Raw genomic sequence first — 18,656 nt, 5'->3', positions numbered from 1 at the left:
CAGTTTTTTCTAAAATAAGTAATGGATATTTCTATTTTAGGAATATGAAATTTTTAAAGGGGAATAGTATTATTTGAAATTATAAAGCACAAAAAAAACTCCTCAAATGAGAAGTTTTTTTCAAGAAAACATATGAGTTGCGGTAATTAATCCTCGATTTTTTTGGCTGTTCTTTTAAGTCCATCAGCCACTTTTTGTTTAAAAGAGCTCCAATCTTTCACCATATCATTTTTTATTTCATCAAGATTGGCCTGCATTTCAGCTTTTTCTTTGTTAAGGTCCGCTATAGCTTCTTCAGACTTTTTGTCGAGCTTTTTACTGTTCTTATCAATGTTGGCTTGTAGCTTTTCTATTTTAGCATCTACCTTCGCCATGGCGTCTTCTAGTTCACGTTTGGTTTCGTCGCCTTGGTCCGAAATCTTTTCTTTGGCATCGTCTATTTCAGCATATGCCTCGTCTACTTTGTCGTCCATGTCGTCCTTGGCGTTTTCCATGGTTTCTTCTGCCGAATCTTTTGTGGTTTGGCTACATGAAGATACACCCACCATCAAAATTGCTCCAAGGGCGATACACGCACCTATCGTTAAAATTTTCTTTTTCATGATTATTAAATGTTTTATTGTTTATATATTTTTCTAAAATTATCATTCCTCTTTAAGGCTTTTGCGTGAAATGCTCTAAGTGTGTAAAAGTGTAGAATTATTAACCCAATTTAAAAGTTAGGCGAATGACTTATTCCACATCATGATCTTGTTTTTGTGTAGAGTTTTGTTCGCCCGAAATGTCCTCAAATATTTTGGGAGTTTGATTTAAGTACGAATACACTGATTTTTCTCTAAATGATGCGAATATACGCTCAATTATACTGTTTTTTATTTCTCCTGTTGACACACTTTTATCATGAATGTCTATCCAAAAATTACATTTGAATTCTATACTGTCAATGTTTAATTTTTTTATGGTAACACTCGGTTTTTTGTACGAATTTAACACCCCTTCTGTGGAGGATATTTCAGCTATCATAATAGCAATAGCCGCTTTTATGTCAATGTTTAGGTCTGTTATTAGCTCAAAATCTTGTCTCAAATAGCCATTCACTGTATGATTAAAAAATGCCGTTTTCAGGATTTGAGCATTAGGAATATATACGTCTTTTCCGTCAGAGGTTTATAATATGGTTTCGCGAAGTGTTAGGCCTATTATCTTTCCTTCTATATTCTGACTACTCACTATGTCGCCAATACTAAAAGGACGGTTAATAGCCATTATGATTCCTGCAAGGAAGTTTTCGCCGATGTCTTTAAATGCAAAACCAATCACAAAAGCTGATATTCCAGCCGCTCCGAAAAATCCTGCTGCGATGCCGGTTCCGCCCAGTATGTATGAAAAAATAGTAAGGCCAAGTAAGATATTGATCGTTCTAAAAATCTTATTTAAAAAATCAGAAAGGAGTTCGTCTCGGGTGTTTTTACAAATCCCTTTTATCACCACTCTTCTTATATAATACATGGCAGTGAGGAAAATGGTCAATACAATAATGGCCAATATTAGCTTTGGCATAATTGCCACCAAAAAGCCATAATAGCTTTTGATTTTGAGTATGATATCTTTTATGAAGTTCTCCATAAGGTTTGAGGTTTAATTAGAAAAAAAAAGTGAGCAACATGTTGCTCACTTTTAGCAGATTCCTGCTTGTTTTATACTTTTCGTTTTCCGAGAATGAGCGATATAATAAACAGTACAATAAATACAAAGAAAAGTATTTTTGCTATTCCTGCGGCACTAGCCGCTATACCTGCAAATCCTAAAACTCCCGCTATCAAAGCGATTACTAAAAAAGTGACTGACCATCGTAACATATTTGTATTTGTTTTAATGTTGAAAAAATGATTTTACTTAGATAAATATGCCCGTAACATCCAGGCGGCTTCCTCGCAGCTTTTCATTATGCCTACCAACATATCTTCTGTTCCATAATCTTTTTCTTCAGACACAGTTTCTATATTTTCTCTCATCCAGATGATAGTTGACTCGTACGAGTTAAGGAGGTCTTCTAAAATTGTTTTGGAATCGCTTACGCCCGATTTCGCTTCTTTTAAATTGGCGTTTTCTAAAAACTCTTTGAATGATCCCAATGGCTTTTTACCCAATTTTCTGATTCGTTCCGCTGTTAGGTCTATAATTCCTTCTAGTTCATTATACAGTTTTTCGAAAAAAGTATGTAATTCTAAAAAAGAAGCTCCTTCTATATTCCAGTGATAGTTTCTCAGTTTCATATACAAAATGTGCTGATCTGAGAGGAGCGTATTCAAAATACCTACTACTTCTTTTGTGTCTTTTTGTGTTAATCCGATGTTTGCTTCCATGTGTTTTTACATTTAAAATTTATATCCGATAGTTGCTGAAAATGCGTTTCCTTTTCCTTTAAATTGGTTTTCTGTTTGTGAATCTTTGTAATCAATATTAAATACATCGTTGATGTTTCCTTCATACCTAAGGTCTAATCTGATTTTACTTATGTCAAACCCTACGCCGGTCTGAAAACCCAAAAGTGCTTTTCTAAAGCCTTCGTTTTGATTGCTCGCAAGCCCTAAGTTGCTCAAAAACGAATCGTCTTTGTTTACCAAAAATGTAGCCACTGGCCCAGCCATTAGGCGTACGTTTTCGGTTGCTTGAAATCCCACCAAAACCGGGATGTCAAAATAGGTTTGTTTGAAAGATTGTTTTACGCCCAAAACGTTATTGTATGATCCACCTTTTTGGGTGATTAAAAATTCGGGTTGAAGGAATAATTTGTTACCAAATTTGGTATAAATACCACCCGTAAAACCTGTGGCTCTGGAGCCTTCGTTGTTCCAAAAGTTACTTGAAGAGCCGCTTCCTTCGCCTTTTATCTGTGATAAACTTACGCCACCTTTTACGCCTATTTCAAAGGCCTGAGCAAATATGGCAGTACTTACAAATACGCCCAGAATGGTTATTATGATTGATTTTTTCATTATTTTGTTTGTTTTATGTTTTTTTTTGAAAATTATTTTTTTGTTGATGCACCAGCTTTAGCCGCATCATTTTTTAAGTTGTCATTGGCCATAATCGCCAACTCCACTCTTCTGTTTTTTAATCTGTTTTGCTCTGTTTCGTTGTCAGCAACAGGAAATTCTTCTCCATAGCCCACTACTGTAAATCGTTTAGAATCTATGCCCATTTGACCCATATAATCCGAAACCTCTTTGGCTCTCTTTACCGAAAGATTTTTATTATATCGGTCTGAACCCACATTGTCTGTGTATCCATTTATTACAATATTGGTTTCTTTGTAGTCCTTTAAGATCGTAGCCAGTTTGCTAAGGTTATCTTTTGAAGTCTCCGAAAGCTTGTGCGAATCAAACCCAAAAAGAATACCTGAAGACATTGTAACTTTAATTCCTTCTTCTATACGTTCTACCTGTGCTACTGAACCTAATTTTTTGTTTAGCTCATCGGCTTGTTTGTCCATATATTTTCCAATCACTGCTCCGGCTACGCCACCCACAGCTGAGCCTATTATAGCATATACTGCAGGGTTTTTAGACTTAGACCCGATTGCCCCACCAGCGGCTGCTCCACCCGCTGCACCTATAAGTATTCCTTTTTCTTGCTTCGTTAGTTTTTTGAAACTTTTGCAGCTTGTCATAGAAAACATGGTGGTTCCTACAAAAAGCATCAAAATTGATTTTCTTAAAGTTTTCATAATCGTTATTATTATTGTTTATTTTCTTTTACTTAAAAAATATCATTCTATTCTTTGGGTAAATGTTTTAAAGTATTTATAGTAAGGAAGTTAGGTGTTTTTCTGAGTAAGTTAGAATGAAAAGTGTGGTGTGTAGTTCTACACTTTTTGTGGATATAATTCCCCAATTTTTGGGGAATGTGGCATTAAGTCAAATTTCAGTTTGCAAGCTTTGGGTCTTTGGATACTCGATCTATACATTATATGTATACGCTTCAATATATATACCCGCTTTTATATAAGATTTATCGGGCTAAACTTAAAAGTAAGCTGAGGTGACCAAATGAGATTTTTTTAAAAGAAATTTTGAGGAATGGTTATTTATGTTAATATGGTATTAAACAATTTACATTACATGAAAAATTTTAAATCATATTTAGTAGCGGGAGTTTTCGGATTTATAGGTGGTGTGTTATTCGCACCTCACAAAGGATCAATTACTCGCCTAAAAGCAAAGAAAGCAATCAACGATATTTCTATGAAAGCTATAGATGAACTAGAGAAGTTAGAAACCAAACTTAGTGTGGAGGTTTAAGCATTTATGCTGTAGAAATTCCACATAATGAGTAATGTGTTCTACAAAAATTAAATAAAATAGATTAATAGTCTATGGAATTATATTTTTAGTAGTATGGTTATATATACAGAAACCAATTTATCAATTAAAATTTATTAACTATGAGTAAGACAATAAAAGTAATAGCAGGATTAGTAGCAGCAACGGCAGTAGGAGTAGCAGTAGGAGTAGCCTTTGCACCACATAAAGGAACTAAGACTAGAAGAAAGATCAAAGGAAAGTTAGAAGATCTAAAGGAAGATACCTTGGCACTTACCGAAGAAGTAAAAGAACTGGCTCTTAAGCAAAAAGAGTTGGCCATCAAAAAAGTGGACGATTTTACAGATCAAACAAAGAAAGCCTTCGAAAGCATAACTTCGAAAATTACAAACAACAAAGAAGTAGCGAGCAACTAATAAAACATACCAAAAGGAAGGGTGGGTGAGTTGCGACTTGCCCACCCTTTTTTTTAAACTTTTTTTATCATGAATTCTATACACGAAAAATCTTCCTTGAAAGACAAAGTAGAGGATTACATTGAATTGCGGAAAGATTTGTTTATACTAAATTCCTCAAAAAAAGCCTCTAAAATACTTGCAAACCTGGCAGTTAGATTAAGCTTTGTAATATTCGGTATCCTTGCTTTAATGTTTTCGGCAGTAGGCGTTTCTGGTATTTTAAATGATTATTTCCAAAATAGCTACGCCGGCTACTTTATAGTTTCGGGGTTCTTTTTAATCCTATCAATTTTAATATTTTTAAAAGGCAAAAATCTTTTCTTAAACTACATTGGCGAAACACTTTTAAACATTTTTTACGATGAATACGACTGATATAAGTTACACAGAAATTGAGACTAAAAAGTCTGAAATAGATCAAAAAATAGAAAATGTGAAATTGAAAATAGAGCGTTTAGAAAACGCCATTTCTGAAAACTTTTTAGGTGCCGGATTACTTAAAAAAGCAGTCGGAAGTGTAATTTCATCTAAAACATTATTGCCGAGTTCAGGTAAGAAAAACAGTGTAAATATGCCTATTTCCCAGTTAACTTCTATGTTGCCATTTCCGGCGGAGTTTGTGCTTTCGCAGCTAAACACACCTGAAAATCAAAAAATGGCAGTTTCTAATTTAAAAGAAGGTCTTAAGTGGTTAAATAAGAAAACCAAGCTATCGGCTTACGAAGAAGCACTTATACTCGCGGCCGAACTAGAAGACCTCGCAAATCCTTAAAATGTATTTTTTACAATACCGAAAATCCGAGTATAAATAGGCTGTTGCCGTTTTCTGATTCATTAGAGGTAAAGTAGCCGTTGTGCTTACTTAAGATTGAGTCGAAAAGCTCAAGTTCAAAATACTCGCTAGGCTTTAAGGCTTTGTCTTTCAGTAGTTTAATATTTCCGTCTATGGCTTTAATAAGGTCAGGTTTCACTTTAGAAGTCTCAGGCCTTACATAAAACCCAAGTCTTATAAACGATTCGTATTTGGCCTTAATTTGTTGCTGTTCTATTATAATAACTTCGTTGGCTTTGGCTTTTGAACTTAAGAAAATGATGATTTTTTCAAACAAGATTTTAAGCTCTTCTTTGTTTAAAAGCATGAAGTCGTCCTGGTTTTTATCGATATCAATTTTAAGGTTATTTGGCAGTTTATTTTCTGCCACCACTTCATATATCAAACTCGAGATCCGCAACATGGCCATTTCGCCGGTTGTGGCTTTAAGTTGAGCTTCATCTAAAATCCTCTTTACGGTTTCTATAGCCTCTAAAGAGGTTTTTTCTATTTTAGACAGATATTTTTCAAAATCCATGTTGTTGTTTTTTTCATACGCTATACGTGCAGTGTCTACAAACATCTGGATTTTGCGTAGCGGTTCCTGCATATCGTGCGAGGCTAGATTGGCAAATTTTTCTAGTTTCACGTTTGAATCTACTAAGCGATCCATTATCATTTTTTTGTTTTTGATGGTCACCAGTTTTTCTGCTATATCGTTTTTCTGTTTGGTATAAATAAAATATAACAACGCCAGTGAAATTATACCCAAAAGCGTAAGAGCAATCGGCAAGTTATTATATCCGCTTTTTTGTTTTTGGTATCTATTTTCTAGAAGTTTCGCTTCTATTTCGTCCATAAGCGTAAACTGATTTAGGGTGGTCACCGCCTCATTTATGGTAGAAACGATGCTTTTTTTAATCAATTCTATATCTCCAGAATTGTTCACTTCCATTTCTAATATCAGGTTGCGTTGCTTTATTAGGCTGTCAAGTTTTTCAAAGTTTTTTATTTGAACCTCATTATCGGTGATGTTGGCACGCAAATCCTTCATTCTATCATCCATCCTCTTTATTCTGTCTTGATATTTGATCAAAAAAGACGAATCTTTGGTAATAATAAATGACCTTTGTAGGGCCACTTCGGATCTCATTTCGCTTCTGATTTCAGATATAATGTTCCTCACCTCGAAGGTATGATCCACGAGCTCGTTGTATTCTTTTGATTTAAAAAAATAGTTGAAGGTCAGAAATAATATGTATGAAATAATTAAAAAAGATAATCCAAATAAAAATTTCAACCAGTTAGTTTTCATGTAATAGTAGCTTTTTTTGCTCGAATTGGGGAATTGTTTCCCCACGATTCCACAGTTAATTTTTGGCTTTTTTTAGTCTATTTTTTTTGAAAATATATTTTCAATTCTAACTAGCTAAATATCAATCTTTAATAAAGAAATAAAAACCTCGTAGTGCAATTTAACGAAATTGGAATACATATTGTCTATTTCTTGGCATACACCTTAAACATTTTTTATATGAATACGTCACAAAATCAAATATTAAATCAAGGGCAAAAAGTCAATATTAAGCAAATTCAGTTTTTGAATTTCCTTTATCTTAACCAACAGGAGTTAGACCAATATGTAAATCAAGAGATGCTTGAAAATCCATTTCTAGAGTTAAATACGGTGTCAGATTCGGAAGGAGATGATTTTGAATCAGATTTTGCTGACGATATTTTAGGAGATATGCGTGCCGAAGAAGTGTATGGACAAGACGAACTAGAAAGCGACCAAAGCGATTACAAAGAATATGTGGCTCAAATTAGTTCAGATTCTACTATGTATGATTTACAGATGGAAAGAATCCAAGAGCAACAAGACATTAGAGACACGGTTTTTGATCAGCTAAAATATATAGTGGAAGACCAAGAGACATTGGATATTGTGCATTTCTTGGTTTATTCTACAAATGACGCGGGTTTTTTAGACCGTGACCTGATGACGATTACAGATGAAATCTGCTTTGCCAAAGGGAAATTTTATGGAGAAGAGGAAATTCAGAAAGCTAAAACTCTAATTAATCAATGCAGCCCGATAGGTTTTGGGGCATTTGATATGCAAGACTATCTTTCAATTTTGATTACTACCGATGCCAAAATCAGTGCAGACTTTAGAGAGAAGCTGCTTCAGGTTATTCAATTAGATTTTGATAAATTTTTAATACAAGATAAAAGCTTTTTTAAAGAAAATCTTAATATTGACGAAAAGGAATTGGAAGATGTATTTGCTTATTTTTTAAATAAAAACATGTATCCTACAGTTGGTTTTGAAAATGGAATTGTAGAGAATACCGAGTATATAATTCCTGAATATCAGATTAGTATTGTAAACAATGAGCTAAAAGGGGAGTTGATAAACCAGAAGCCATATCCGTTAAATGTGAACACAAATTATGCAAATAGCTTAAAAACTGATTCACGTAACGGCACAAATTCATATATTGCCGAAAAGCTGAAGTCTGCCAATTGGATTATAGATGCTATTCAGCAGCGAGAAGACACCATGACCAAGGTGATCAATGCCATCGTGTATTTGCAGGCTGATTATTTTTTGTCCGGAAATAGCAACACGCTTAAGCCGATGATATTGAAGGATATTGCTACTTATATAGACATGAATGTGTCTACCGTAAGTAGAGTCACGAGTAACAAATACGCTATAACGCCTTTGGGTTTAATTAACCTAAAAGAACTGTTTACCGAAGCCATATACTTGAGCAGTGGCGAAAGAAAAAGTAACAAAGAAATTCAAGACTTGGTGATAGAAATAGTCAAAAATGAAGACAAGCACAATCCATTGAGTGACTTGGATATTCAGAAAATATTAAGAAAAGAAAGAATAGAATTGACGCGTAGAACTATAACAAAATATAGAAATTTAGGTCAAATACCGGCTTCGAAACTAAGAAAAATATCATAAAGACCACTCAAACCTTTTGGCCTTTTAGAAAAAATAAAGAATGGAAAAAATATTAATTATAGACGACGACGCCGATGTATGCTTGCTATTAGACAGGTTTCTTAAGAGGCAATCGTATGAGGTAGAAGTAGCGAGCTCAGGCAAACTAGGCATGGAAAAGCTAATGGCCTTCAAGCCCGACTTGATACTGTCTGACTTTAAACTCGGAGACATGAACGGGGCAGACTTGCTGACCAATGTCAAATCTAAATTTCCAAATCTTCCGGTTATCATCATAACCGGATATTCTGATATAAAGGTAGCTATAGAGGTGCTCAAAAACGGAGCATTTGATTATGTCACCAAACCGCTTTTTCCTGATGAGATTTTAGATACCATCAAAAAAGCCTTGAAGTCGGTTTCGGGTTCGGTAAAAACTGAAGCCAAAGAAGAAAAAGTGGAAACAGAGAAATCTAAGAAAACTAAAAAAGATAAGCCTAAGTATATTTTCGGTAAGAGTTTCGCGAGTAAGAACCTCGTGAACCAAATAAACGTAGTGGCTCCCACAGACTTTAGTGTGATTATTTATGGCGAAAGTGGCTCAGGAAAAGAGGCTGTGGCCAATGAAATACACCTGCAAAGTAAGCGGAAAAATAAGCCTTTTGTGGCGATGGATTGCGGTGCGGTGAGCAAAGAATTGGCAGGAAGCGAACTCTTTGGTCACGAAAAGGGCTCGTTTACAGGAGCCATAAATGACAAAGTGGGCTTGTTTGAACTCGCAGATGGCGGAACGCTTTTTTTAGATGAGGTAGGAAACCTGCCGTACGACATTCAAGTTTCGTTGCTACGTGTGGTGCAGGAGCGTAGAATTAAGAAAATAGGAGGCAACAAAGAAAAAGATGTAGATGTAAGGATAATAGTGGCGAGTAATACCAAACTAATCAATGCCGCCAAAGAGGGCAAGTTTAGAGAGGATCTTTATTACAGATTCAATGAATTTGAGATAGAAGTACCGCCGCTGAGAGATCGTGAAAACGATATCATGATGTATGCCGAGTTTATGTTAGAAAATGTAAATGTGGACTTAGACAAAGACATCAAAGGGTTTAGTGATGAGGTGGTGGAGGTTTTTAAAAGCTACCCGTGGCACGGTAACATAAGGGAACTAAAAAACGTGGTGAGGCGAGCGGCACTTTTGAGCCAAGCCGAGATTATAAAGGTGGCAACCTGCCGTATGAACTAGTAAATCACAACCATGTGTTTTTCTCAGATTCTGATAGCAATGCCTCACAAGCCCAGTTTTTGAGTGTAAACCAAAACGCCAATTCGAACGCTGAAAAACCAAACGAACCTGTTGCAAAACCAAATTTTGATTTAAAAGAAGCAGCCAAAGAAGCAGAGGCTGAGCTTATTATAAAGACACTGAAGGAGGTGAATTACAATAAAAGTAAAGCCGCTCAGAAATTGAATATCGATAGAAAAACACTTTATAATAAGCTGAAATATTATAATTTATAAACTGTTTGACATGACAAATTTTAAATTTTACGATTTTATAAATAACCCGATTTTATTTTTCTCTGCTGATTTTTCAGAAGTGATTTTTAAAAATAAAATTTACAACAAACTATTTGAAACAGATAGGTCACTCAAGATTGGTCAAATATTAAAGAACGAACTGTCCAAACTTCCCGAAGGAAAAATACACTCCATCGATGGTTTTTTTGTGGAAAAGATAAACTACGACGGCGTAGATTATTACAGATGTACGTATCAGACTGAGTTTACCAATATTTTTCCCAAACTAAAAGATTTAAACACCTCCGAAAAAGGCGACAATAATTTTGGTTCTTGGTTTTTTCATACTCAGGAATCTATCGTGTATTGGTCAAAAAATATCTTTCAGATTTTTGATTATGAAAACCAAATCAAAGAAGACGAATATATCACGACAGATGATTTTTATAAATTTCTGCACCCCGAAGACGTGGAAAAAGTTGCCAAAGCCATTGGCGATTTGATAAACGAAAGCAAGCACATCAAAGACCTGGAATATAGAATTGTGGTTTCAAACAAGACCATTAAGTACATAAAATCAGAGTCTATTTTGATAGAACACGTGGAGGGCAAGGTGTCGAGAGTGGTTGGGCTGTCGCAAGATGTAACCGAAGAGCGAAGCATAGAAGTAGCCAAGGCCAATTTTTTGAAAGATTTAAATAAGTCTAATTCAGCTCTTTCTGAATTTGCTCACAATGCCTCCCATGACCTGCAAGAGCCGCTTCGTAAAATTGAGGCCTACACCAACAGACTCGTGAAATCGCTGGGTGAAAACGTAAACGAGCAAACTACCAAATACACAGAAAAACTTATAGGGGCTACCCAACGAATGAGTGACTTGATAAACGATATCTTAAAGCTTTCGCGTCTGAGTGCTTCTAACCAAGAGACCTCGGTTATTGAACTTAACGATGTAATTGGTGAAATAATAGGGGATTATGAAATTAGTATTAAAGAAACCAATACTACGATTGATTACGATTTGCCAAAAGTAAGCGGAGTGAAAACGCAATTGTACCAACTTTTCCAAAACTTGATTGGCAATGCCATTAAGTTTAGACTGGAGGGCGTAAACCCGCATATTGAGCTCAGTTATGCTTTGGTTGATAATGTAACCAAGCAAAATAATAACTTAAAGATTTTTCAGGAATATTATTGTATAACGGTCAAAGACAACGGCATTGGTTTCGAAAGTAAGTTTGCAGATGTTATTTTTGAGCCATTCAAAAGACTTTACGGAAGGTCTGAGTTTAAAGGTACTGGCATAGGGTTAGCCATATGCAAAAAAGTGGTAGACAACCACAACGGAGCCATCGTGGCCTTGTCTGAAGAGGGCAAAGGGGCGGTTTTTAACATATATTTACCTATTTAAATTTTTATGAATCAAATCAAGATTTTACTCATTGAAGACGACGAAGAAGACTTCGAACTGTTTGAAGATTATCTCAATGAAATTGATTCACGCGAATTTGATATTACCTGGGCCAACTCTTACAAAAAGGCCATCGAAATTCTCCAATCCGAGCAAAACGTTTTTGATATTTATATTGTAGACTACCTGCTGGGGGCGTATTCGGGTCTGGATGTATGCAAAATTATTAAATCTGCCAACGACAGTGCTCCTATTATATTATTGACCGGAAAAGGAAATCGGGAGATAGATAATAAGGCCTCTGATATGGGAATTAGCGATTTTATCGTTAAAAGTGAAATAAACGCCATACACCTAGAAAGAAGTATCCGATACTCCATAAAGCAGGCCGAAATATTGTCGGCCCTGAAGGTGAGTGAGTCCAAATACAAGGCGGTGCTCAAACAATCAAAAGACATTATTTTTATAGCTGACCTTAGTTTTAATATCCTAAGTATAAGTGATTCGGTGGCTAATTCTACAGGTTATGCTATTGCTGAAGTAAAAAAGTTTCGTTTGTTAGATCTCATTATAGAAGAAGACAAACGACAGATTATAGAAAAAGCGATTTTAAACCAAAAGAGTGTGTATAACCTTCAGTTTAGTCTTTTGAACAAGTCAAACGAAGTTAGAACTGCCGTTATTACCTGTAATTTTCAGGAGAGCTATCCGTATGCTGAGTTTGTTCATGGAGTTATTATTGACAAAACTGAGGAGATTAAAGCCGAGCAATCGCGATTGGTTTTTGAAAAATTAGATGCCACCGCTCGCTTTATGCGTACCCTTGCCCATGAAGTTAGAAATCCACTCTCTAATATTTTTTTGGCACTAGAAGGAATGGAGTCAGAGGCTGACCCAGAGGATTCTTCGCCGTATTTTCCAATAATAAAGCGGAATTCATATCGGATAGATGATATTATTACTAAAGTACTAAATAGCTCACAAATAGAGCATAAAATGTTTAGCAAAGGCAATGTAGTGGAGCAAACCAAGCAAGTTTTGAAAACTATTGAAGATAAAATTCATCTGAAAGGAATAAAGTTAATTACCTCTTTTCCCGAAGAGGATATCGTGATAAATCTCAACGAGGAGCAGTTTGCTTTGGCTATTTCTAATATTTTGGTAAATGCCGTGGAGGCTTTAGACGGAGTGGCGGAGGCCATTATTGAAGTTAAAATAAGTGACAACAAAATTTATATTATCGATAACGGACCGGGCATTTCCAAAGCCGATCAAAGCTTAATATTTGAACCATATTTTACAAAAAAATCAAACGGGATTGGGTTAGGGTTGGCGAGTTGTATAAATATATTGAAACTACATAAAATTGTGCTTGAACTAGACTCAGACACGGGAGCAGGAGCGGCATTTATATTAAATTTGCCTTCACTTTAAAACTAAAAATTACTATCAAACGGGTAAAAAAATAGAAAATAAATCTTTACATCGCCCTGCACTGTTTGAGCACTGTTAAAATTCTTTTGGGAAGTATATTTTTATTAGAACATTGACAATAAGAATTTTAATTGTGCGAGTTTGCAGGGTGCAGTTTTTTTTGCTCCGTTTTTTTTCGAAAAAAAATGGAGGCCCCGCTGGCAGGCGACCCAGTAAATGAAAGGGGGGTGTTTTTCAAAATGGTTAAAAAATGGCTTCAATGATAGGTTTAAGCTATGTTTTCTTTAAAAATAAAAGTTACCCGTTTAACAGTAACTAAAAATAAAAAACTACTATGCTATGATTCAAAAAATCGATTCATATTACCCAATAGTAGTTTTTTTGCTTAGTCTTCATCATTAATTTTCAGAGCTTTCCCTTTTCCTTTTTTCTCTTTAATGCCGTTGTCTTCTTCGTTTTCTTTGGGGTCATTATTTATGTCCCAAACCTTTCCTTTCGATTTTTCCTCTTTTTGTTTTGCCATCATCTTTAATATTTATTTGGAAAAAAAATAAAAGATAAAGAGCTCAAGGCCCTTTATCTTTCTCTTTTGTGGATTTTACACCACTTCGTCTACTACTTTCACTACAGACATTGAGGTTTTTAGGCCTGCTATTTGTTTTTCTAGCAAAGCTCTAATTTCCAGGTCTTTCATTTCGCTATCGCCAAGCACAGACTCGTAGGCCCCAATAATGATGTTCTCACCAAACTTACAGCTCGACAAAAGAGTCTCAGGATCGTTTGAGCTAACTTCGGCTTTGATTTTTATCCAAGCTTGGTGCACATCAGATAGAAATGAATTTTCTATTTCTACTTTTTCGCCTCCTAGTTTGGTTATGTGAGCATCTAATTCTTTACGGTAGTCATCGCTTTGATGAGACATTCTCACAAACATGGCCTTGATGCCCAAGTCTAATGTTTTTGTCTCTTCTGATAGTTTCATGTAACCCGACGCACGGTCTACATTTAATTCTGCTAAAGTTTGTAAACTCTTGATTTTTTCTGAATTATTCATAATTAAAATTTGTGTTTGTTTGCTGTTATTCAAAAAACATTATTCCGTTCATTTTTAGCTTTTAAAAGAATTAAAACTGTGGATTTTTTGAAATGCTTTGGGCAAAAAAAGACATTTTGGGTAATAAATTCTACACTTTTCGAGGTAAATAAGCTTATGTAAAACTGTGTATCTTCTGTGTAAGTGTCTGTATTTGTGTGATTTAAGTGGTTTTCTTGTATGTTTTGGGTTTTTAGGTAAGGTTTTTTATTTATCTATATCAAACTTAACAAATACTGACATGGTACAAATGACCCAAACATACTCAGAAGAATTATTAATAAAAGGACTGAAGCAAAAATCAGAAGCTCATTTTTCTTATTTGATCAAAAACTACGAGAATGCAATAGGTTTAGTAGTTTCAAAATTTAATATTAACGGCCAAGACAAAGAAGATCTGATGCAAGAGATATGGATTAAAGTTTTTAATAAGATCAGCACTTTCGAGAGCGACAAAGGCGGTATTTACGCCTGGATAAAAAAAATGACCTCGAACCTTTGTATAGATTGGCTAAGAAAAAACAAAAAAGTGTCGGTTTTGGGCTTAGAAGGCTACGAGAATGTATTGAGAGATCAAACTTTCAATTCGGAAAAACAAACGCACAGTGATTTACTAAAAGAATTATTTAACAAGGATTTAGAAAACAGACCCTCAACCAAATCAGTAAAGCTGTATTACTTTGAAGACTTGACAGTAAAGGAAATTTCGAAAGAACTAAAGATGCCTATTGGTACCGTGAAGTCACAAATCAGACTGGCAACCATGCGATTTAGACAAACTGTGGCATAAAGGTTTTGTGGAGATTTTTCTACACTTTTTCTAAATAATCCGCAAAAATTAGAGAATTCAGTAGTTTTATTCTTGAATTACCAATTTACAAAACGGGGCATGATTTTTTTATTAAAAACTATGCCCTGTGACCCTAAGACAATGATGAAATGAAAAAGGTACTAATAATAGACGACGAGATTGACATTTGTATGATGCTGAAGGCGTATCTCCAGAAGAATAATTTTGAGGTGAACTATGCGTGTTCTCTCAAAGATGGCCTACAAAATCTCGGAAAAACGTCGCCCGATTATTTGATTTTAGACAACAACTTACCAGATGGGTTGGGGGTTTCGAGCATAAAAAAAATTAAGTCTCAGTCGCCCAATACGTTTATTATCATGCTCTCGGCCATGACATCCGTTAAAAACACCGCCATAGAAAACGGCGTCGATTATTTCCTGAAAAAACCATTTAGATTAAATGAAATAAATCAGATTTTGAATTTTGGTCAAAAATAACACCTTTAATAATGAAAGATACATCAATAAAAACCAACCGCTTACCTGAATTCATCATTTTTGGTATTGTATCTATTTTCAGTATGATTTACCTAAAATCCATACTAGCACCCATTTTTATTTCCATTCTTTTGGCGGTTATTGTGAGGCCAATCGTGGATTTTTTGATTAAGAAAAAAGTACCACAGACGCTTTCAGTTTTTATATCTATCGTTACCATTATTGCTGTTTTTGGGACTTTTGTATACGTTATTTTATTAGAATTTGGTGATTTGGCAGATAAGCAAACTCAAATCATGCAAAAGTTTACAGATTATAAAGAATCTATGTTTGCTTCGATAAAGCAAACCAGAAATGGAGAAAAGCTTTTAGGGATGATAAAAGGCAACCTTAATCTAGAAGGCTACATGAGTTCGGGCCTCGAAAAACTCATGGGCACACTAAACACCTCGGTAGATTTCTTTATAAGTCTTACTTTACTACCGATTTACATGTTTTTCTTTTTGATGCATCCCGATTTCTTTTTTAATGCGGTCAGCAAAATTGTGGATCCCAATGACAAATTTGAAATCAAAGAAATAATATCAGCTTGCAGAAAATCTTTGCAGTCCTATTTTGTCGGATTTTTTAAGGTAATACTCATACTTACCATTTTAAATTCTATCGGTTTATTGGCTTTGGGTATAGAAAACGCCATTTTTTATAGTGCATTGGCTTCTCTGCTTAACATTGTGCCTTATGTAGGCGTGTTGGTGGGCTCGCTGCTGCCGGCTTTTATAGCGTTAATCACCAAGGACAGTGCTTGGTATGCTGTGGGTGTTATCGGCTGGATGTCATTTGTACAGTTTTTAGAAGGAAATATTATTACGCCCAAAATAGTGGGCGATGAAATAAAAATTAACTCATTTATAGTTCTGGTGTTTTTGCTTTTGGCCGGAAAAATATGGGGGATTGTGGGCTTGGTGGTGGCTATTCCTATTGCGGCTGTTTTAAAAGAAATATGTAAAAATATACCCAAACTGCAGCATTATGCCTACTTGATAGGCGAGTTCCCTGAGAAAAACAAAAAGAAAAGTAAGTCTAAATCAATTATTGAAAAACTAAAACTAAGTATATCATGAATGACAAGAATAATGAAAAACAACTAATGCCCTTAAAGAGAATATTTATGTATACGATCGGAATCGGGCTTGTATTAATGGTTATCGCATTTGTGTCGGGTTGGATCTCATTTGGAGATGTCAGAAGTTCAGACTCGGTAGTAGAAAGCGACAAAAGTGACTCACTTTATATAGAACCAGGAAAAGATACACTCAAATAAATATTTTGAGAAACTGCTATCAGAGATTTCTCAATAAGAATAATAATAGCAGACCATGAAAAATAAAAAACCTTGGATTATTGGAGGTGTACTTTTTGCACTTTTGACCACAATTTTGTTCTTTAATAATAGCGTTTTACTCGCTCGTTTTTACCCAAAAGTGGGGGTGAATATTTTGCAGTATAACCAAGTAAACCTCAAAACCGTAAAAATGAACGTTGAGGTTACGGTTGAAAACAGGCTACCTTTCGGAATGTCTTTTAACGGAATTTCCCTTAAAATAGGTACAGAAGATACAATTTTGCTGCAAACCATCGATAAGGCTCCATTTAGTCTAAATGCTAAATCAAGTAGTAAAATAAAACTTCCGATTAAGCTTAATGTACCGGCCATCAAAGAAAAGTCTAAAAATGTAAATTTAACAACAAGCGAAGAGACTGAGTACGTTTTTGAGACTATCATATATAATAAGCCTGCATGGTATTTACCAAAATCGCTAGAGTTTTCGCACACCGAAAAACTCCCTACTTTTAAGTTTCCGAAAGTTGAATTTGAGCGTTTGGAACGTGTAAAAGGCAATAAGAATACAAATTTTATTGCGTATTTAAAAATTACAAATTTTAATACAAATGCCATTAAAATCAAGCATCCGAAGTTTAATATTAAAGTAGACGACACGCAAAATGTGGTAACGGGGCTTATTTCAGAAACTATTGTAATAAATCAAAAATCTGCGAGGGTTTACCCTGTTCCCATGCACGTAGATGTTAAGAAAGCCATTTTGAAACTGCCTGCTTTTGTTGGCAATAAGAAAAATACCATGCTTTTTATAAACCTCAAAGCAATTATTTTAACCGAAAATCCAATGATAGATGGCTGCCATTTTGAAACGAATATTTCTGGCAATGTAAATGAAATAATGAAAAGAAAATGAAAAAGAAAATAGCTATATCCATAATTGTGCTTTTGGTAGGGCTTAGAATCGCGTTGCCGTATGTAGTAAAAGTTTATGTGAATAAAACGCTGCAAAACATGGAGTCATACACCGGCCATGTGAACGATATCGACCTGGCATTGTATAGAGGTGCCTATGTGATCAAGGATCTAAATATTTTTAAAATAAACGGGGAAAAGAAACTGCCGTTTATTTCCATCAAAAAGACCGACCTCTCTATCCAATGGAAATCAGTTTTTAAAGGCTCCATAGTAGGGGAGGTTATATGTTTAAACCCGATTGTGAACTTTGCTTTTGCTAATTCTGACACGAAAACTCAAGACGGCACCGAGGAAGATTGGACGAATTTGATCAAGGAATTGCTCCCAATAAAAATCAACCGTTTTGAGGTAGCAAAAGGAACTGTTAACCTCATAAATGGTATTTCGGAACCTAGCACTGACGTGAAATTCACCAATTTTAATGCAACCATAGAAAATATCAGAAATGTAATAGACAAAAACGTAAAACTACCCTCCCCTGTAAGGGCCACGGCCGATCTTGAAGGGCTAGGCGGAAACATGGTTTTAAATGCCAATATGCAGCTTTTAAAGGAAATACCTGATTTAGAATATGACCTGAAAATATTGGACATGGAGGCTGTAAAGCTAAATCCGATGGCGGAATATTACGGAGACATAAACTTCGAAAAAGGGAAAATATCTTTAGTGAGTGAGCTTGCTATTAAAGACCAGCAGATTTTGGGGTACTTCAAACCCATAGGAAATGGCGTAAAAGTTTTTAAATTTAAGGAAGACGAAAAACGCTCACCTAAGCGATATGTTAAGGAACTGGGCGTAGAATTAGGCAAGATAGCGTTGACGAACTTTAAAAAGAATCAGGTAGCAAGCAGAATTCCGATAAAAGGAAACATAGACAAAGTGCAGACTTCGTTTTGGCCTATATTTTTTAGTTCACTAAGCAACGCTTACCGTAAAGCTTTTCTAAAAAAAGTAGAAGCTAAAACCTTCTTTACCGAATTAGAATAAGTTTTAAGGCTTAAATATATTTAACTAATTGATTGTGAGTGCATATCAAACCC

At 35.1% G+C, this 18,656-nt stretch carries 25 protein-coding genes; 15 read left to right on the top strand and 10 right to left on the bottom strand.

Going from position 1 to position 18,656, the window contains the following annotated elements; all coding sequences use genetic code 11:
• Positions 1–146: 146 nt before the first annotated feature.
• From ACFOOI_RS06245 to ACFOOI_RS06215, 7 genes are all read right to left on the bottom strand, one after another.
• Positions 147–602 (bottom strand): hypothetical protein, encoded by a 456-nt coding sequence (locus tag ACFOOI_RS06245; RefSeq protein WP_379836214.1) that lies wholly within the window; start codon positions 600–602, stop codon positions 147–149.
• Positions 603–732: 130 nt separating this feature from the next.
• Entirely contained in the window at positions 733–1,098 is a 366-nt protein-coding gene (locus ACFOOI_RS06240) for a hypothetical protein (RefSeq protein WP_379836212.1), read from the bottom strand.
• 69 nt (positions 1,099–1,167) lie between these two features.
• Positions 1,168–1,626, bottom strand: a complete 459-nt coding sequence (locus ACFOOI_RS06235) for a mechanosensitive ion channel family protein (RefSeq protein ID WP_379836210.1) — start codon at positions 1,624–1,626, stop codon at positions 1,168–1,170.
• Between the two features lie 71 nt (positions 1,627–1,697).
• Positions 1,698–1,859: a DUF1328 domain-containing protein gene (locus ACFOOI_RS06230; protein ID WP_379836208.1), complete on the bottom strand. Its 162-nt coding sequence runs from the start codon at positions 1,857–1,859 to the stop codon at positions 1,698–1,700.
• A gap of 33 nt (positions 1,860–1,892) precedes the next feature.
• Positions 1,893–2,366 (bottom strand): Dps family protein, encoded by a 474-nt coding sequence (locus ACFOOI_RS06225; protein ID WP_379836206.1) that lies wholly within the window; start codon positions 2,364–2,366, stop codon positions 1,893–1,895.
• A gap of 12 nt (positions 2,367–2,378) precedes the next feature.
• Positions 2,379–2,999 carry a porin family protein gene (locus ACFOOI_RS06220; protein WP_379836204.1) on the bottom strand — a complete coding sequence of 207 codons (621 nt, stop codon included), beginning with the start codon at positions 2,997–2,999 and terminating at the stop codon, positions 2,379–2,381.
• A gap of 32 nt (positions 3,000–3,031) precedes the next feature.
• Positions 3,032–3,730, bottom strand: coding sequence for an OmpA family protein (locus ACFOOI_RS06215; RefSeq protein WP_379836202.1), 699 nt, complete (start codon positions 3,728–3,730; stop codon positions 3,032–3,034).
• 394 nt (positions 3,731–4,124) lie between these two features.
• Here ACFOOI_RS06215 and ACFOOI_RS06210 point away from each other — a divergent pair, with 394 nt between their 5' ends.
• The 4 genes from ACFOOI_RS06210 to ACFOOI_RS06195 all read left to right on the top strand — a co-directional run bounded on the left by ACFOOI_RS06210 (position 4,125) and on the right by ACFOOI_RS06195 (position 5,555).
• Complete coding sequence (locus tag ACFOOI_RS06210) at positions 4,125–4,304, top strand: hypothetical protein (protein WP_379836200.1); 180 nt, start codon at positions 4,125–4,127, stop codon at positions 4,302–4,304.
• Positions 4,305–4,447: 143 nt separating this feature from the next.
• Positions 4,448–4,741: a YtxH domain-containing protein gene (locus tag ACFOOI_RS06205; protein ID WP_379836198.1), complete on the top strand. Its 294-nt coding sequence runs from the start codon at positions 4,448–4,450 to the stop codon at positions 4,739–4,741.
• Positions 4,742–4,810: 69 nt separating this feature from the next.
• Entirely contained in the window at positions 4,811–5,158 is a 348-nt protein-coding gene (locus tag ACFOOI_RS06200) for a hypothetical protein (RefSeq protein WP_379836196.1), read from the top strand.
• Positions 5,145–5,555 (top strand): hypothetical protein, encoded by a 411-nt coding sequence (locus tag ACFOOI_RS06195; protein WP_379836194.1) that lies wholly within the window; start codon positions 5,145–5,147, stop codon positions 5,553–5,555. Before ACFOOI_RS06200 ends, ACFOOI_RS06195 begins: the two co-directional genes overlap by 14 nt.
• 10 nt (positions 5,556–5,565) lie before the next feature.
• Here ACFOOI_RS06195 and ACFOOI_RS06190 read toward each other — a convergent pair whose 3' ends face one another.
• Positions 5,566–6,909 (bottom strand): CHASE3 domain-containing protein, encoded by a 1,344-nt coding sequence (locus ACFOOI_RS06190; RefSeq protein ID WP_379836192.1) that lies wholly within the window; start codon positions 6,907–6,909, stop codon positions 5,566–5,568.
• 219 nt (positions 6,910–7,128) lie between these two features.
• Here ACFOOI_RS06190 and rpoN point away from each other — a divergent pair, with 219 nt between their 5' ends.
• From rpoN to ACFOOI_RS06165, 5 genes are read left to right on the top strand one after another with little or no spacing between them, the layout of a single operon-like run.
• Complete coding sequence (rpoN, locus tag ACFOOI_RS06185) at positions 7,129–8,574, top strand: RNA polymerase factor sigma-54 (RefSeq protein WP_379836190.1); 1,446 nt, start codon at positions 7,129–7,131, stop codon at positions 8,572–8,574.
• Positions 8,575–8,614: 40 nt separating this feature from the next.
• Positions 8,615–9,796 carry a sigma-54-dependent transcriptional regulator gene (locus ACFOOI_RS06180; RefSeq protein WP_379836188.1) on the top strand — a complete coding sequence of 394 codons (1,182 nt, stop codon included), beginning with the start codon at positions 8,615–8,617 and terminating at the stop codon, positions 9,794–9,796.
• A gap of 14 nt (positions 9,797–9,810) precedes the next feature.
• Positions 9,811–10,071: a helix-turn-helix domain-containing protein gene (locus ACFOOI_RS06175; protein ID WP_379836186.1), complete on the top strand. Its 261-nt coding sequence runs from the start codon at positions 9,811–9,813 to the stop codon at positions 10,069–10,071.
• 10 nt (positions 10,072–10,081) lie between these two features.
• Positions 10,082–11,482 carry a sensor histidine kinase gene (locus ACFOOI_RS06170; RefSeq protein ID WP_379836184.1) on the top strand — a complete coding sequence of 467 codons (1,401 nt, stop codon included), beginning with the start codon at positions 10,082–10,084 and terminating at the stop codon, positions 11,480–11,482.
• 6 nt (positions 11,483–11,488) lie between these two features.
• Positions 11,489–12,916: a hybrid sensor histidine kinase/response regulator gene (locus tag ACFOOI_RS06165; RefSeq protein ID WP_379836182.1), complete on the top strand. Its 1,428-nt coding sequence runs from the start codon at positions 11,489–11,491 to the stop codon at positions 12,914–12,916.
• Between the two features lie 385 nt (positions 12,917–13,301).
• Here ACFOOI_RS06165 and ACFOOI_RS06160 read toward each other — a convergent pair whose 3' ends face one another.
• The gene (locus ACFOOI_RS06160; protein ID WP_379836180.1) at positions 13,302–13,442 is read right to left on the bottom strand and encodes a hypothetical protein; all 141 of its coding nucleotides are present in this window, start codon (positions 13,440–13,442) and stop codon (positions 13,302–13,304) included.
• Between the two features lie 72 nt (positions 13,443–13,514).
• Complete coding sequence (locus tag ACFOOI_RS06155; RefSeq protein WP_379836178.1) at positions 13,515–13,970, bottom strand: PA2169 family four-helix-bundle protein; 456 nt, start codon at positions 13,968–13,970, stop codon at positions 13,515–13,517.
• A 280-nt stretch (positions 13,971–14,250) separates the two neighbouring features.
• On the opposite strand from ACFOOI_RS06155, the gene ACFOOI_RS06150 reads away from it, so the two are divergent.
• The 6 genes from ACFOOI_RS06150 (at position 14,251) to ACFOOI_RS06125 (ending at position 18,603) form a co-directional block, all read left to right on the top strand.
• On the top strand, positions 14,251–14,799 hold the full coding sequence (locus ACFOOI_RS06150) for an RNA polymerase sigma factor (protein ID WP_379836176.1): 549 nt from the start codon (positions 14,251–14,253) through the stop codon (positions 14,797–14,799).
• A 149-nt stretch (positions 14,800–14,948) separates the two neighbouring features.
• On the top strand, positions 14,949–15,299 hold the full coding sequence (locus ACFOOI_RS06145; RefSeq protein WP_379836174.1) for a response regulator transcription factor: 351 nt from the start codon (positions 14,949–14,951) through the stop codon (positions 15,297–15,299).
• Between the two features lie 11 nt (positions 15,300–15,310).
• Positions 15,311–16,420, top strand: coding sequence for an AI-2E family transporter (locus ACFOOI_RS06140; RefSeq protein WP_379836172.1), 1,110 nt, complete (start codon positions 15,311–15,313; stop codon positions 16,418–16,420).
• A complete protein-coding gene (locus ACFOOI_RS06135; RefSeq protein WP_379836170.1) occupies positions 16,417–16,620 on the top strand; it encodes a hypothetical protein in 204 nt (67 codons plus the stop codon). Before ACFOOI_RS06140 ends, ACFOOI_RS06135 begins: the two co-directional genes overlap by 4 nt.
• Before the next feature lie 55 nt (positions 16,621–16,675).
• On the top strand, positions 16,676–17,554 hold the full coding sequence (locus ACFOOI_RS06130) for a hypothetical protein (protein WP_379836168.1): 879 nt from the start codon (positions 16,676–16,678) through the stop codon (positions 17,552–17,554).
• Positions 17,551–18,603 carry a DUF748 domain-containing protein gene (locus ACFOOI_RS06125; protein ID WP_379836166.1) on the top strand — a complete coding sequence of 351 codons (1,053 nt, stop codon included), beginning with the start codon at positions 17,551–17,553 and terminating at the stop codon, positions 18,601–18,603. The genes ACFOOI_RS06130 and ACFOOI_RS06125 overlap by 4 nt, the downstream gene beginning before the upstream one ends.
• Positions 18,604–18,656: the final 53 nt, after the last annotated feature.

Source organism: Lacihabitans lacunae, assembly GCF_042649125.1.
Lineage (GTDB): Bacteria > Bacteroidota > Bacteroidia > Cytophagales > Spirosomataceae > Leadbetterella > Leadbetterella lacunae.
This window is presented reverse-complemented; position numbering and strand designations above follow the sequence as displayed.

Excerpts from the sequence above, each read along its gene's own strand:
- ACFOOI_RS06245 (WP_379836214.1), bottom strand. The coding sequence starts at position 602 with ATGAAAAAGAAAATTTTAACGATAGGTGCGTGTATCGCCCTTGGAGCA.
- ACFOOI_RS06235 (WP_379836210.1), bottom strand. The coding sequence starts at position 1,626 with ATGGAGAACTTCATAAAAGATATCATACTCAAAATCAAAAGCTATTAT.
- ACFOOI_RS06230 (WP_379836208.1), bottom strand. The coding sequence starts at position 1,859 with ATGTTACGATGGTCAGTCACTTTTTTAGTAATCGCTTTGATAGCGGGA.
- ACFOOI_RS06225 (WP_379836206.1), bottom strand. The coding sequence starts at position 2,366 with ATGGAAGCAAACATCGGATTAACACAAAAAGACACAAAAGAAGTAGTA.
- ACFOOI_RS06220 (WP_379836204.1), bottom strand. The coding sequence starts at position 2,999 with ATGAAAAAATCAATCATAATAACCATTCTGGGCGTATTTGTAAGTACT.
- ACFOOI_RS06215 (WP_379836202.1), bottom strand. The coding sequence starts at position 3,730 with ATGAAAACTTTAAGAAAATCAATTTTGATGCTTTTTGTAGGAACCACC.
- ACFOOI_RS06210 (WP_379836200.1), top strand. The coding sequence starts at position 4,125 with ATGAAAAATTTTAAATCATATTTAGTAGCGGGAGTTTTCGGATTTATA.
- ACFOOI_RS06205 (WP_379836198.1), top strand. The coding sequence starts at position 4,448 with ATGAGTAAGACAATAAAAGTAATAGCAGGATTAGTAGCAGCAACGGCA.
- ACFOOI_RS06200 (WP_379836196.1), top strand. The coding sequence starts at position 4,811 with ATGAATTCTATACACGAAAAATCTTCCTTGAAAGACAAAGTAGAGGAT.
- ACFOOI_RS06195 (WP_379836194.1), top strand. The coding sequence starts at position 5,145 with ATGAATACGACTGATATAAGTTACACAGAAATTGAGACTAAAAAGTCT.
- ACFOOI_RS06190 (WP_379836192.1), bottom strand. The coding sequence starts at position 6,909 with ATGAAAACTAACTGGTTGAAATTTTTATTTGGATTATCTTTTTTAATT.
- rpoN (WP_379836190.1), top strand. The coding sequence starts at position 7,129 with ATGAATACGTCACAAAATCAAATATTAAATCAAGGGCAAAAAGTCAAT.
- ACFOOI_RS06180 (WP_379836188.1), top strand. The coding sequence starts at position 8,615 with ATGGAAAAAATATTAATTATAGACGACGACGCCGATGTATGCTTGCTA.
- ACFOOI_RS06170 (WP_379836184.1), top strand. The coding sequence starts at position 10,082 with ATGACAAATTTTAAATTTTACGATTTTATAAATAACCCGATTTTATTT.
- ACFOOI_RS06165 (WP_379836182.1), top strand. The coding sequence starts at position 11,489 with ATGAATCAAATCAAGATTTTACTCATTGAAGACGACGAAGAAGACTTC.
- ACFOOI_RS06160 (WP_379836180.1), bottom strand. The coding sequence starts at position 13,442 with ATGATGGCAAAACAAAAAGAGGAAAAATCGAAAGGAAAGGTTTGGGAC.
- ACFOOI_RS06155 (WP_379836178.1), bottom strand. The coding sequence starts at position 13,970 with ATGAATAATTCAGAAAAAATCAAGAGTTTACAAACTTTAGCAGAATTA.
- ACFOOI_RS06150 (WP_379836176.1), top strand. The coding sequence starts at position 14,251 with ATGGTACAAATGACCCAAACATACTCAGAAGAATTATTAATAAAAGGA.
- ACFOOI_RS06145 (WP_379836174.1), top strand. The coding sequence starts at position 14,949 with ATGAAAAAGGTACTAATAATAGACGACGAGATTGACATTTGTATGATG.
- ACFOOI_RS06140 (WP_379836172.1), top strand. The coding sequence starts at position 15,311 with ATGAAAGATACATCAATAAAAACCAACCGCTTACCTGAATTCATCATT.
- ACFOOI_RS06135 (WP_379836170.1), top strand. The coding sequence starts at position 16,417 with ATGAATGACAAGAATAATGAAAAACAACTAATGCCCTTAAAGAGAATA.
- ACFOOI_RS06130 (WP_379836168.1), top strand. The coding sequence starts at position 16,676 with ATGAAAAATAAAAAACCTTGGATTATTGGAGGTGTACTTTTTGCACTT.
- ACFOOI_RS06125 (WP_379836166.1), top strand. The coding sequence starts at position 17,551 with ATGAAAAAGAAAATAGCTATATCCATAATTGTGCTTTTGGTAGGGCTT.